General features: G+C 65.5%; 12 protein-coding genes and 3 pseudogenes. 6 read left to right on the top strand and 9 right to left on the bottom strand.

Features of this window, described 5'->3' with window-relative positions:
• The 3 genes from BLS43_RS28840 to BLS43_RS28830 all read right to left on the bottom strand — a co-directional run.
• Positions 1-283, bottom strand: a 283-nt coding sequence (locus BLS43_RS28840; protein WP_218130056.1) for a helix-turn-helix domain-containing protein, incomplete at its 3' end; no start/stop codon positions are given.
• Positions 284-374: 91 nt separating this feature from the next.
• On the bottom strand, positions 375-1,235 hold the full coding sequence (locus BLS43_RS28835) for a MaoC family dehydratase (protein WP_093089866.1): 861 nt from the start codon (positions 1,233-1,235) through the stop codon (positions 375-377).
• Between the two features lie 207 nt (positions 1,236-1,442).
• Positions 1,443-2,888 (bottom strand): NAD-dependent succinate-semialdehyde dehydrogenase, encoded by a 1,446-nt coding sequence (locus tag BLS43_RS28830; RefSeq protein WP_245707909.1) that lies wholly within the window; start codon positions 2,886-2,888, stop codon positions 1,443-1,445.
• Positions 2,889-3,267: 379 nt separating this feature from the next.
• Between BLS43_RS28830 and BLS43_RS28825 the strand changes: the two genes are divergently transcribed.
• Positions 3,268-3,564, top strand: a complete 297-nt coding sequence (locus tag BLS43_RS28825; RefSeq protein WP_093089867.1) for a hypothetical protein — start codon at positions 3,268-3,270, stop codon at positions 3,562-3,564.
• Between the two features lie 145 nt (positions 3,565-3,709).
• Here the strand turns inward: BLS43_RS28825 and BLS43_RS29755 are convergent, their stop codons facing one another.
• Complete coding sequence (locus BLS43_RS29755) at positions 3,710-4,087, bottom strand: hypothetical protein (protein WP_143030290.1); 378 nt, start codon at positions 4,085-4,087, stop codon at positions 3,710-3,712.
• Positions 4,088-4,763: 676 nt separating this feature from the next.
• Between BLS43_RS29755 and BLS43_RS28820 the strand changes: the two are divergent.
• Positions 4,764-5,507: pseudogene (locus tag BLS43_RS28820) on the top strand (transposase family protein).
• A 63-nt stretch (positions 5,508-5,570) separates the two neighbouring features.
• On the opposite strand, the gene BLS43_RS28815 reads toward BLS43_RS28820, so the two are convergent.
• Positions 5,571-6,743 (bottom strand): thiolase family protein, encoded by a 1,173-nt coding sequence (locus tag BLS43_RS28815; protein WP_093089865.1) that lies wholly within the window; start codon positions 6,741-6,743, stop codon positions 5,571-5,573.
• 202 nt (positions 6,744-6,945) lie between these two features.
• On the opposite strand from BLS43_RS28815, the gene BLS43_RS28810 reads away from it, so the two are divergent.
• Positions 6,946-7,713, top strand: coding sequence for an SDR family NAD(P)-dependent oxidoreductase (locus tag BLS43_RS28810; protein WP_093089864.1), 768 nt, complete (start codon positions 6,946-6,948; stop codon positions 7,711-7,713).
• 926 nt (positions 7,714-8,639) lie between these two features.
• Entirely contained in the window at positions 8,640-8,786 is a 147-nt protein-coding gene (locus tag BLS43_RS30380) for a hypothetical protein (protein WP_176921631.1), read from the top strand.
• A gap of 164 nt (positions 8,787-8,950) precedes the next feature.
• On the opposite strand, the pseudogene BLS43_RS28805 reads toward BLS43_RS30380, so the two are convergent.
• Both BLS43_RS28805 and BLS43_RS28800 read right to left on the bottom strand, forming a co-directional pair.
• Positions 8,951-10,169, bottom strand: a pseudogene (locus tag BLS43_RS28805) (IS701 family transposase).
• Positions 10,170-10,248: 79 nt separating this feature from the next.
• Positions 10,249-10,848: a TetR/AcrR family transcriptional regulator gene (locus tag BLS43_RS28800; RefSeq protein WP_093089863.1), complete on the bottom strand. Its 600-nt coding sequence runs from the start codon at positions 10,846-10,848 to the stop codon at positions 10,249-10,251.
• A 134-nt stretch (positions 10,849-10,982) separates the two neighbouring features.
• Between BLS43_RS28800 and mftD the strand changes: the two genes are divergently transcribed.
• Positions 10,983-12,167, top strand: coding sequence for a pre-mycofactocin synthase MftD (mftD, locus tag BLS43_RS28795; RefSeq protein ID WP_093089862.1), 1,185 nt, complete (start codon positions 10,983-10,985; stop codon positions 12,165-12,167).
• 133 nt (positions 12,168-12,300) lie between these two features.
• Entirely contained in the window at positions 12,301-12,735 is a 435-nt protein-coding gene (locus BLS43_RS28790; protein WP_093089861.1) for a GlcG/HbpS family heme-binding protein, read from the top strand.
• Positions 12,736-12,752: 17 nt separating this feature from the next.
• Here BLS43_RS28790 and BLS43_RS31545 read toward each other — a convergent pair whose 3' ends face one another.
• Both BLS43_RS31545 and BLS43_RS31540 read right to left on the bottom strand, forming a co-directional pair.
• On the bottom strand, positions 12,753-13,070 hold the full coding sequence (locus BLS43_RS31545) for a transposase family protein (RefSeq protein WP_245707880.1): 318 nt from the start codon (positions 13,068-13,070) through the stop codon (positions 12,753-12,755).
• Positions 13,031-13,325, bottom strand: a pseudogene (locus BLS43_RS31540) (hypothetical protein); the annotation flags it as partial. The gene BLS43_RS31545 and the pseudogene BLS43_RS31540, both read right to left, overlap by 40 nt.

The raw sequence follows: 13,325 nt of genomic DNA, 5'->3' as shown, positions 1-13,325 counted from the left end.
ACACCACGACGGCTTCGACCTGATCGTCAGTGATCTTCCGCGGCGCGCCCGGGCGCGGCTCGTCGAGCAGGCCGTCCAGGCCGACCTTCGCGAACCGGGCCCGCCATTTCCCGACCGTCACCGCGTGACAGCCCAGCCTGGCCGCGATCGCCTTGTTCGACTCGCCCTCGGCCGCGGCCAGCACGATCCGGCTGCGCAGCGCCAGGGCCTGCGATGACTTCGCCCGCCGAGCCCAACGGTTCAACGTCTCCCGCTCCTCGTCGGACAGGTTCAGCTCGGCCACCGGCCGCCCCTGCTTGTTCGGCACGACCGACAGCCTATCGATATTCAGCGAACTTCAGACGCAGGACACGAGGTCCCCAACCTTCCTGGACCTAGCTTTGAGAACGCCGCGCCGCGACTCCGCGGTCAAGGACGAGGACGTCCTTTCCTGTCCGTGTGACGAAGAGGATCTGCTCTCCCTCGTCCCAGATGGATGTTCGGAGAACATCCCCGGGTATCACGGGCTCGACGAATCGGGCGGCCATTGAGCCGAACATGGAAGGATCTCCCCCAAGAACTGTCTGGAGAAGCGCGCGGCCTGCGAACCCAAAAGTGCAGTCTCCCTGCACAGGTGGTCGTTTGAACCCAATCTGGCTCGCATACTCTGGGTCCGTATGCAGTGGGCTGAGGTGCCCTTGGTGGCCGTTGGACAGCCGGTACAGCAGAGCTTGCCAGGGCATGGTTGCTTGCTCTACCACCGCATCTGGCTTTCGGTCCGGCAGCTGCCAGCGGTCGGTCACCCCTCGGCCGCCACCGAAGCCGCCCTGGTCGCGAAGGAGCACCTGAGCCTCAATGACGGCGAGTAGACGCCCCGAAGTATCGCTCATTGTGTGCCACATCTCGACGAGGGCACTGTTGCCCTTGTCGTAAATCTTGCCGACGCCAGACTTCACAACGGCTTCGCCCTTCGGAGGTATCTCCGAGTGGACGGTGAGCGAGCGCCCCGCGTGCAAGAGGCTGCCTGCCTTCATCCCGCTCCAGGGGACATTCGTCTCTGTTTCGAGAGCCAGCGGGAAGGTCGGGAGGACGGCCTGCTCCAAGCCGACGGTATTGTCCGTCGTGAACTCCAACTCGGTCTCGGGGTCCTCTCCTCCCGCTCCCACCGCGAGTGCATACAGGATCGCCCTGCCGGGATCCCAAGAGACCGTGGTCCGCCCGCTGACGGACTCAGCCATGGTGAGGTCTAACGCCATCGGTCGTCCTCGTTGATCGTCGTGCGGGTCCGCCCCATCATGCACAGTTCCGGGACACGATCCGGTACCGACCCTGTCACAGGATGGCGGTCGCGCGCGTGCCGCCACCCGGGTGATGAGGGTGGACCTCCCGTCGAGGCGATCCGGCAGGGGAGCGTGCTTCGATGTGTGAGGCCAGGGCCCCTGCCCGGACGGCGCCGTGCAACGTCAGACCGCGGCTCCGATCACCTTCACGTCGAGGTACTCATCGATGCCGGTGGGGCCGCCCTCCCGGCCAGTGCCGCTCTCGCCGACACCGCCGAAGGGTGCGGCGGCAGAAGTCGGATTGATGTCATTGAGTCCGACCATCCCGAAGCGCAGCGCCTCAGTCACCCGAGTGGCCCGACGGAGATCATCCGTGTACACGTAGGAGGCAAGGCCGTAATGGGTGTCGTTGGCCATCGTCACTGCTTGGCTCTCGTCGTCAAAGCCAATGATCGCCGCGATCGGGCCGAAGGTCTCCTCGCGGTAGATGAGCATCTCCGGGGTCACGTCTGCAATCACCGTGGGAGCGAAGAAGTTCTGGCCCGTCAATCCCTCGGGCCGCACCGGAGAGCCACCAGTCAGCAGACGGGCACCCTTCGCGACGGCGTCCTCGACCTGACGCTGCATCTTCTGCATCGCGGCCCCGTCGATCAATGGGCCAACGGTGACCCCGTCGGTGGTCCCGGCCCCGACCTTGAGCTTCGCGACGCGCGTCGTGAAGAGTTCGGTGAACGCCTCCACGTTCGGTCGCTGCACATAGATCCTGTTCGGACAAATGCAAGCTTGGCCGGTGTTGAGGTACTTCACTAGAGCTGCACCCTTAGCGGCGTGCTCGACGTCCGCGTCGTCGAAGACGAGGAACGGGGCGTGACCCCCGAGCTCCATCGATACCCGCTTCATGCTTCCAGCGGCGCGTGCAGCCAGGTGTTTGCCCACCTCGGTCGAACCGGTGAAGGTCAGCTTGCGGACCGCGGGGGCATCAAGCCATACGTCGGACACGGGCGCGGGATCCGCCGCGGTGACGAGATTGGCGACGCCAGCGGGGAGGCCCGCCTCATGGAGAATTTCGAAGACGGCGACGGCGCACAGAGGAGTCTGCTCAGCCGGCTTGAGCACAGTCGTGCAGCCTGCAGCGATGGCAGGCGCGACCTTTCGGGTGATCATCGAGATCGGGTAGTTCCACGGAGTGATCGCCGCTACCACCCCGACCGGCTGTCGCAACACGGTGAAACGCTGGTCGGCGCGGGCAGAGGGGATGGTCATGCCGTAGACCCGCTTGGCCTCCTCGGCGAACCAAAGCAGGAAATCACCTGCGTAGCGAACCTCGGCACGAGCCATACGAAGGGGTTTGCCCTGCTCACGAGTCATCAACTGGGCGAGTGCCTCCGCGCGTTCATTGAGTAGTCTGTGAGCGCGGACCAGGATCTCAGAGCGCTCATACGCGGTCGTCCGTGACCAGGCCGGGAGAGCTGCCGTTGCCGCGTTCAGTGCTGCCCGGGCGTCCGCCGCGCCACCGGCGGAGGCGACGCCGAAAGCAACGTCACTGCTCGGGTCCTGGACTTCAAACACTGCACCGTCCGCTGCGCCGGTCCATTTGCCGTCGATGTACAGGGTCGCGCCGTCGGTCACGATGTCCTCCGAAGGAGTAGGGATTGGCGGGTGGATCAGCGGACTGAGGTGGAGCTGCCGCACGCTCGACAGACAGCTGTTCGCGGCTCAGCGGCTCTCTGAGGCAGGTTACCGTATAGGTTTCGATTAGCTAGGGATGCAAGCTGGCGGGTCCGGTCCCGGCCGCCGAGAGGGGGACACGGTCGTCGGCGACATCGTCCTCTGTCAGAGGCGGCCGCCCGGCGTCCACTCGTCGATTCGTGAGGGCTTGACCAGGTCCGCCAGTGCTATACGGTAAGCCTGTCGGGGCACTCGCTCGGCATGTGCAGCCTGTCGTCACGCTCCGTGCAGACGGGAGCGATGGCGCTCGATCGTATGCATGATGGCAAGGAGAACAGCGTTGACCTACAAGGTCGGTAATCGTCTTCGCACCCACACCTCCACTGCCGAGGTCATCGTGGTCAGGCTCGGCTCCGGCAGTGGCGAGTTCGTCTGCGCTGGCGGGGTCATGACCACCGAGCCCGTGACACCGGAGTTGCAGTCGGGCGAGCATGTGCAGTTGCAGCTGGGCAAGCGCTACGCCGACGCCGAGAGCGGCGTCGAGGTGCTCTGCACCGCCCCGGGTGCCGGGCCGCTGATGTTTGCGGGGCGGGAGTTGTCCGTGAAGTCGGCCAAGCAGCTTCCATCCTCGGACTGAACGCAGGCCGGCCCCCGTCGGCGCCTCGTGCAGTGGACCCGAGTAACAGGCGGATGCCCTCCTTCCAGGAGGTAACCGTATGTGATCCCCGAGGGTATGGGAGCCTTGATAACGGCGGTCGTGTCTGCCTTCCAGACCGGATCCGTTACTGTCGATCCTCGTCGCGTCCGGTTGGTTTGCAGAGGTCCGCCGCATCCACGGCAGCCTGGTCGGCACCTAGACTCCGCCGGAGACCATTGACGAGGTGAACGCGCTCCTCGACCGAGCCGCGACCCTGCTCGAGGGGCACCGCATGCGCAACGATGATCCGCCGACCTGGGAAGACCTGCGACGCACCACGTCCACACGCGCTCTTGGTCCTCAGATAGCCGATGTGAACTCGAACGGCGACACGATGAATGCCGTCGGTCACCTTCACTACGTTTGCATCGGCGGTAACGGCGCGGTGCACGGAGGTGTGATTCCCCTGCTCTTCGACGACGTTATCGAGCGGGTCGCCAACACCCGTCGCCCGATCGCGCATACTGCTCAACCTGAGTGTCGACCATCGGCGCGTGACCCCGGTGGGTCGACCTCTGCGTGTCGAAGCACGTTTTGCAGCGAGTGGAGATCAGAAAGCGTTGCCTGTACGGGGGCACTGCATGACGGCGACGAGGTGACGGCGGAGGCGCATGGCCTGTCGTCGAGCTGCGTACTGGAGCGCCATGACAGCGCACTCGAGACCGCGCCGCCAGGATCACGGACAACACGCCTCCTGGAAGCGACCTGCCTCAACTCGATCCGCGACTCTCACGATGGAATGCGGCCGCGAGGACTGCGACGGCCGTACTGAGTGCGATGGCAGCGAGCTGCAAGGGCGTGCAGGCGTCGAGGATACTCGTGAGCCGGCGGGCCCACCCAACGGCGAGGACCCAGGGTCCGCGATTTCGCGATGAGGGAGCGGCACCCGAGCTCGGGGTAGTGGCCGGGCAAAGGTTTTTGATCATGTGCGCGAGATCATGGACCCCCTGAGCATGTGCTCCTCGCGAGGAGCACATGCTCAGCAACGTAGGTCAAGCGAAAGCTGGACCGGACGTTGTCGAACGAGACGCTAATCGTCTCCCCGAGCCGGCTTGGGCTACCACTTATGTCCCTCGGCCTGCGGGGTGGGAGGGGCAACGACGACCCACGGTGTCGACAGTGAGCCCTATCCATTCTTCATCACGCTGTCCGACGCGCTCCGCAGCCGCCGGGCGAAGGTCGGCACCCGCTGGCGGCGGCTCTCCGCCGGTGACCAGGCCGTGCTCGTGCCGGCGCACCTGTGCGAGGGCGACACCTACGCCGAGCTCGCCGCCGGTACGGCACTGGCACGACCACCGTCTTCCGTTACATCACCGAGGCGATCGAGGTCCTCGCCGCGCTCGCCCCCCACCCTGGCCACACCGATGGCAGTCATCAAGGCCAAGGCGTTCGTGATTCTCGACGGCACTCTGCTGCGCATCGACCGGGGTCGGGATGGGCTCGGGACGCGACCGCCCGTACTACTCGGGCAGACACAAGTGCCACGGGGCGAGCGTGCAGGTCATCTCCGACCCGGCCGGCAGGTTGGTGTGAGCGTCGGCCGTGCTACCCGGCGCACCCCACGACATGGGAGCCGCCCGTGAGCACGGCATCCTCGACGCCCTCCGGCAGGGCAGATGAAGGTGATCGCCGACAACGGCCACCGCGAGTCCAGGTTCGAGGTCCCACAACGGCGACGCCCCAAGGACCCCGAGACGGGCAAGCGACGCAAGCTCTCCCGCAACCAGCGCGACGCGAACTCCGCGCACGCCCGTCAGCGCCGGCCGGGCGAGCGCGCCAACGCCGTGCTCAAGGCCTGGCGCGTCTTAGACAAGATCTGCTGCTGCCCAGGACGAGCGAGCGATCTGGTCAAGACAGTCCTGGTCGTCAGCCTCGCCGCCTGAAGCCAAGTGGAAAGGGCTCAGTGGCTCGTCCTGCCGCGCGAGCCGCCGTGGGAACCCCGGGAACTACACTTCGATCAAGATGGCACCGCCCTGCCCACCGCCAGCGCACATCGTTGCGATGCCTAGGCCGCCGCCACGACGCCGGAGGTCGTTGGCGAGAGTGGCGATCATTCGAGCCCCTGTGGCGGCAACCGGATGGCCGAGACTGCAACCGCTACCGTGGATATTGACGGTGTCCTCATCGATCCCCAAGATCTTGCACGCTGCGATGGGCACGGAAGCGAAGGCCTCGTTGATCTCCCAGACTGCGATGTCCGACAGCTTGACGCCTGCGCGCTCGAGGACCTTCGGGATCGCCTGCAGCGGCGCCATACCCATGAGTCGCGGGTCGATGCCTGCCGAGGCCCAGGAACGCACTGTGGCCATGGGCTCGAGACCCTCATCACGAGCAAGCTCGCCGCTGACCAGGGTGAGGGCTGCCGCCGCGTCGTTGAGGCCGCTGGAGTTGCCCGCAGTGATCGAGAATCCCTCGACCTCGGGATGAAGAACCTTCAGTGACGCCATCTTTTCCGCGGTGAGCCCGCGGCGAGGATGCTCATCAATGGAGAAGTCGACATAGCTGCCATCCTTCTGCAGCGCCTTCACTGGAACGATCTCCTCGCGGAAGATCCCGGCGTCGATCGCGGCGACCGCCCGCTCGTGCGACCGCAGGGCCCAGGCGTCCTGCTCCTCCCGACTGATGCCCGCTTCCCGGGCGGTGTTCCAACCAACGCTTATCGACATGTCGAGGTTAGGCGCCTCGACGCTGTCGGGATGGGTGGGCGGGTACCAACTCACGAACTCGTCGTCGGTGCCAGGCACACGGCGCTGTAGGCGAGGCTTGAGCGACGTGGACTGCACGCCACCGGCGACGACGGCTCGGTCCATTCCAGCCGCAATCTGACCGGCGGCGATCCCGACAGCGGTCACGCTGCCGGCGCAATGCCGATTCACCGCCTGGCCCGCGACGTGCAGGAGGCCGACCTCGACCGCGGCGTGGCGTGCGACCGCCCCCCCGCCGTAGGAGGACTCGGCGAATATCACATCGTCAAGAAGCTGGCGATCGATGCCGGAGCGCTGCAGCGTCTCGGCTAGTACGATCTTGGCCATCTCCTCGGGAGGGGTGTCCGCGAGGGTTCCCTTCCGGGCTGTCCCGATTGCGGTACGGGCAGCACTAATAATCACAGCGTCGGGCATGGCACCTCACTGACGGATACATGGGCAGTCACACATGGCAGGCCGCTCCGTACATCGGGCGGGACTTGACGTACCACTCATCGCTAGGGCTTCCACCGGTCCACAGCCCAGTGTAGAACACCTTACGGTAAGCATCGAAGGAGTTGCGCCACGTCTCCCCGACTGGACGTGTGGCGGACTACGACGCCGAGGAGCACGCCTGATGGACTTGTCCAGCGCATCCACCCTGGTGACGGGAGGGGCCGGAGGTTTCGGCGAAGCGACGGTACGCCGCCTCGCTGCAGTCGGGGCCAAAGTAGTCGTCGCCGACCTCGCCGGAGAGAAGGGTAAGAAGCTGGCGGAAGAGCTGGGGGACAGCGTCCGCTTCGTCGAGACGGACGTTCTCAGCGAGGAGTCGGTCGCCAGGGCGGTCGCTGTCGCCACCGAACTCGCTCCGCTGCGTGCCGCAGTAATTGTCCATGGTGGACCGGTGGCGTCTGCTCGGGTCCTCAACCGGGAGGGGAGAAGGTACCCGTTGTCGACGTTCCGTCGAACGGTAGACATCTTCCTCAGTGGCACCTTCAACGTGCTCAGCCAGGCGGCAGAAGCCATGGCAGCCAACGAGCCGGCAGACTCCAATCAACGTGGTGTGATCATCTCGACCGCCAGCATCGCAGGCTTCGAAGGGCAGCCAGGTCAGTCCGACTACTCCGCAGCCAAGGGCGGGGTCATCGGCATGAACCTGACCGTGGCCCGGGATCTGGCCCCTCTGGGCATTCGAACCATGGTCATCGTTCCCGGAGTCTTCCTCACCCCGGCCTACGGCGACAGCGAGGCGGCCGAAGAGCGGTTTGGGCCGATGGTGCCGAACCCCAAGCGTATGGGCCGCGCCGACGAATATGCACGGCTGGCGATGCAGATAGTGGAGAACGACTACCTCAACGGCGAGTCCATCCGCATCGACGGAGCATTGCGCTTCAACGTTCGGTGACATGCGCTGCTGGGTCGACGGGAGCACTCCTTCCGAATGGAGGTCACGATCCCTCGGGTACCACCGGCGTTGCAGTAGTCGATGTCGTCGAACAGGGATGCGCACCTTGCGCCGACTTCAACGTTTCACCTCGGTGAAAAGGCAATCGATGATGGTCGAGATCGTTCGCCATCGAGCTACCGAGCGCTATTTCCAATCTTCTCCGGTCGGGCGATGCCGCTCCGATGTCCCCGCCAGGATGCCTGAGAGAGTTCCCTTTGGGGCCACCGGAACAGCGTCTCGACTCGGGACGCTCGCTGTGGCGATCGTAATGTGATCGGTGCGAATCTGTGACAGCGGCACACGTGCTTGACGCTCGTCGCTACGAGGCCTAGCCTGCAGGTACGCGACTGGGGTCCCAGGCGAACCATACGAGATGATCTGGTGAATCAAATGCCGAAGAGCCTTTATATGGTCCAGTCTAACCCTGTTGAAGGACGGGAGGCAGAGTACGAAGAGTGGTACAATAATACGCATCTGCGCGATGTTGCTGCAGTGTCGGGTTTCGTTAGTGCGCAGCGCTTCGAATGGAGTCCTACGCCCCGCTCGCCTAAAATGCCGCGGCACCGATACCTTGCTCTCTGCGAAATCGAGGGGGACCCGGCAGAGGCGATGCGCTCTCTCGACGCAGCGATAGCTGGTGGAATGTACATTAGTCCAGCAATGGATACCGAACGGCTGGGGAGTCTTTTTGTTCCGATCACCGAAAGAATCGTCGCTCCCTGAGGTCGGCGTCGCGCTCTCCACGGCGACCTGTATTGCCCTGAATGGCTGACGGCCTGTCAAATATCCGGCAGCGATGATGGCTTGGTACCGCTTCATCTCGTGTTGTGACCGAGTTCGCTGTTGAGTAGCTTGTCGACCTTGACGCGTTGGACGCTGACCAGGTGGCGTCTTCGTCGACAGCGGCGTCGGCTGGGCTGGAGGTTCCCGACGGGCGGTTGGTCGCGCAGCTCGTGGGGCGGGCCCGCGGTAGCGGGCTTGCCCTGACCGAGGAGGGCGGGCTGCTCGCCTGGTACTGCAACAGCAGTTGATCAGTCGGGTGGTCGCTCGCCGCGTCTGCGGTAGTGAGTGTCGCGGGCCTGTTGTTGGCGTTCGCGGCGCCAGTGCGACCAATGCATGACGTGGTCGAGGCAGGCGTGCGGGGCGAAGGCGAGTGCGGCGAGGAGGCGGGGGATCTCGTTGGCCGACAATCGGATCAGCGTGCGCCGGCCGGCGCTGGATCCCCCTTTTCGGCCTCGCGGCCATGTTCGGTGGCGCGGGTGACGGCGAGGTAGGCGGCGGCGAGCATGGCGAGGGTGATGTGGGCGTGCCAGGCCCGGTAGGACCGGACCTGGTAGTGGTCGAGTCCGGCTTCGTTCTTCGCGGTCTGGAAGCAATCCTCGATCGCCCACCGCGCGCCAGCCACCCGGACCAGCTCCCGCAGCGGGGTGTCGGCGGGTGCGGTGCAGCGGTAGAACGCCAGCTCACGGACCGTCTTGCCCTCGGGCGCGGTGGTCTGGCGGCGGACCAGCTGCCAGTGCCCCCAGCCCTCGGGGAGGCCGTCGGTGGCCAGCGCGATCGCGGTCCAGTCATAGACCCGCTCACCGTGCGCACCCGGGCCGATCGAGCGCCGCTCCCACCCGGTCTGCCCCGTGTCGGGATCCCGCGCACCGGCGATGGTCGCAAGGACCTTCGCGGGGCCGCGGTTGCCGTCCGGACTGCTGAGCAGCTCGTCGTTGCGAGTGGCGAGCACGAACGGGATCTCGCGTTCGGCCAACCACTCCCGGAAGCCCGGGTTCTGTCCGTAGGCCTCATCTGCGGTCACCCACGACGCCCGACGTCAGCTGCCCGGCCTTGTGCGCGCGGGCATCGCCGTCCCCAGCTGTGGCTTCGTCGCGAACTCGACACCGTCGGGGACATCGGCACGGGCACAGCGTTCGCGGTCCTCGGTCCACGAGGTCGGCAGGTAGAGCTCCCGGTCGATCAACGCCCGACCTTTGGCCGAGGCGTAGGCCAGAAAGACGCCGAGCTGGCAGTTGTCGATCTTCCCGCTGGTGCCGGTGAACTGGCGCTGGACCCCGGCTGAGCGCAGGCCCTTCTTGATGAACCCGGTCTCGTCGACCACGAACACCCCGGACGCGGTGTCGCCGAGGTTCTCGAGCACGTAGCCGCGCAGGTCGTCACGGACACCGTCCACATCCCAGTCCGCGGTCCGCAGCAGCCGCTGCATCCCGTCCGGCGACACCGCCCCGGCATGCTCCGGCCAGCGTCCAGCCGTTCTTGCGCTCCAGACCGGCCAGCAGCCCGCGCAGATAGGTCCCGACCTGCCGGCGGGGCTCGGCCCTACGGAACCGGCCCGAGATCAGCTCCACCACCGCGTCCAACGAGGCCACCCACCCGCCAACATCAACCACACGGTGATCATCACCGCCCAACCAGACTGAACCCTCTCACGACACGCCCAACTGCCGTTGCAGTACTAGTACTCCAGCCGCACTTCGTGCGGCTGGAGTACTAGGCCTGGACGTAGTCGCAGGCCTCAAGTCTGGCCGCAGCGACCAGTAGGCTGCGAAGCTCGGCGCTCACATGAGAAGTGGGTGCGTCGTCGTCGGTGTCCAGCCAGCGCTGGAGCCCGCGGAGGGTGGCGCGCCAACAGCCGTAAGCCATCGCCTCCGGCAGTGCAGAGCCCGCCCCCAGGCTGGTCGATAGGTAGTCGGCTAGCTGGGATCGCCAGGGGCGACTGCGAACTTCTACCAGGTCGACGAGGGCGGGCTCCGTCAGGACCAGTCGGGTGTGGAGGCGGAACACGTCGCGCTGTTCGGGCCACCGACTGATGCCTTCGACGATCGCGTGAACGGCCGCGTCGAGCCCTTCGGGTCCGTCCTGTCGGGACAGATCATTCCTGAGGTCCTCGACGTAGGGAGCTAGGCGGTCCCAGATCAGATCACTCTTCGACGGAAAGTACGTGAACAAGGACTTTCGGGAGATTCCGGCCGCTGTAGCCACCTGCTCCATCGTGGTAGCGGCGTAACCTTGGTCACAGAACAGTGCGACCGCAGTCGCAACCACCGCTCCCGGGTCTATGGAGGCGGGTCGCCCACGCCGCGCAGCCATCGTGTCTCCATCCGGTCTGGTGTCTCGCTGCAGGGAGGAACTCTAGCTTTACGGCGTCCGGTTTCCTACACTCGGTGTAGGAAACCGGACGCGGCCCGGTCTGCGAGCCGTGCGGAGATGGAGGGGGCGTAGCGATGTCACGCAGGAACCTGGAGAACGTCGCCGAGGCGTACCGCGTCGCGAAGAGGCGGCTGCCTCCGTCGGTCTATTACTCCTTACTGGCCGGGGTCGAGCGTGGAACAACCCGTGAGAGTAATGCTGATGCGTTCGACCAGATCGGTATTATTCCCCGACTCGGCGATCTCGGTGCAGACCATGATCAATCCACCACGGTCATGGGGCAGCAAGTTGCGATGCCTGTGGTGATCTCTCCGACCGGGACGCAGGCGATCGAGCCTGCGGGCGAGGTCGCGGTGGCTCGAGCGGCTAAGAAGGCAGGAATTCTCCAAGGCCTGTCCACGTTCGCCAGCCGCTCCATCGAGGATGTCGTGCATGCAAACGACAAGACCTTCTTCCAGCTGTATTGGTTCGGTCGGCACGAGGACATCGAGGCTCGAGTGGAGCGAGCGCGAGCCGCCGGCGCTGTTGCCCTGGCCGTCACGCTGGACTGGGCATTGACACATCGGGCCGACTGGGGGCGTCCTCCGATTCCGTCCAACATGGGCCTGAGAACCATCCTCAGCAATGCCCCGGAAGGCCTCCGCCGTCCCGGCTGGGTCTGGCGATTCCTCAAGAGCGGTGGGCTCCCCAGGCTGGAAGCTCCCAACGCACGGTCCGCCGGTGACGCCGCGTCACCACCATTGTCGAGTGTCTTCACGCTGCTCGCCTCCACTCCGCCACCAACGTGGGAGGAGATCAGGTGGCTCCGCCAGATCTGGGGCAATGACCGGCCATTCATGGTGAAAGGTGTCATGCATCCGGACGATGCGCGCCACGCTGTCGATATCGGTGCCACCGCGATCTCCGTGTCCAACCACGGCGGCAACAACCTCGACACCACTCCGGCCTCCATACGCGCTCTTCCTGCGGTCGTCGACGCGGTCGGGAGCCAGGTCGAGGTGGTCATGGACGGGGGCATTCGTCGCGGCACCGACGTCGTCAAGGCCCTCGCCCTCGGCGCCAAGGCCGTCATGATCGGCCGTCCCTATCTCATGGCTCTTGCCGCCGGCGGCGAACGAGGCGTGACTCAGATCCTGGCTGCCCTGCACGACGGCATTCACGAGACCCTCCTGGGCCTCGGCAAGCCGTCAGTGCACGACCTCATTCCTTCAGACGTTCTGCTTCCGGACGGATTTGCTATTCGCGACTTCCCCAAGTGAGTCCGCGAAAAGCCCCCATCGCAGCCTCAGTCGCAAGCGACGTCGATCTGGCGACACCATCGGTAGCCACCATCGTCGATCTCGTGCTGTCTGTATTCGCACTCACCCTACGCACGCTTGGAGCCCAATCACAATGTCCAATGGGTCGATTAGGCTCATCCCCAGCATTACGTACGATCTCGCGCACCGCATAGTCGATGCCGGTGTCACCGTGGCCAGAGATAACGGACACCCCGCCGTAATTGCCGTGGTCGACGCAGGCAGTCAGCTCGTCGCGCTCGCCCGAATGGATGGCGCCGCACCGCAGTCGATTCAGCTCGCCTGCGACAAGGCCTACACTGCAGTCGGGCTCAAATTGCCAACCCAGCAATGGAACAGCATTGCGCTGGGAGATGCCGCTTTTGCCGTAGGTGTTAGCCGGATTGATCGCTTCATCCCGTACGGCGGCGGTGTCCCCCTTGTCGATGACGGCCAAATCATTGGTGGGGTTGGCGTATCCGGAGCTCGGAGCGCCGACGACGAAGCAGCTCTTGCCGAACGAGCCGCATCAGTACTATTTGAACAGTGAGGCCTTTCCACTTGGCGTCAGCTGACGTGGATGAGGCCCAGGACTGCCTTGACCAAGTCGGTGACCCGGCGTGGGCAGCAGCGGATCTTGCGGAGCACTCGCCAGGTCTTGAGCTGGGCGTTCGCGCGCTCGCCGGGGCCGCGTTGACGGGCGTGCGCGGTGTTCACGTCGCGCTGGTCACGGGAGAGCTTGCGGCGCTTGCCGGTCTCGGGGTCCTTCGGTCGCCGGCGCTGCGGGACCTCGAACCCGGACCCGCGGTAGCCGTTGTCCGCGATCACCTTCACGCGAGCGTAGGTCAGGGCGTCGAGGATGCCGTGGTCGCGCGCGGCGCCCATGTCGTGCCGAGCGCCCGGAAGTGCGGGTGAAGCCCACACCAACCTGCCGGCCGGTCCGCGATGACCTGCACGGTTTTCCCGTGGGCCTTGTGTCTCCCTGAGTAGTAGGGGCGGTCTCGTCTCGAGCCCATCCCGACCCGGTCGATCCGCAGCGGCGTCCCGTCGAGGATCACGAAGGCCTTCGCGGTGATCACGGCCACCGTCTTGGCCAGGGTCGGGCGAGCGCAGCGAGCAACTCGACGGCCTCGGTGATGT

This window comes from Pseudonocardia oroxyli (genome assembly GCF_900102195.1).
GTDB lineage: Bacteria > Actinomycetota > Actinomycetes > Mycobacteriales > Pseudonocardiaceae > Pseudonocardia > Pseudonocardia oroxyli.
Note: the sequence above shows the minus strand (reverse complement) of the source record. Positions and strands in the feature narration are given on the sequence as shown.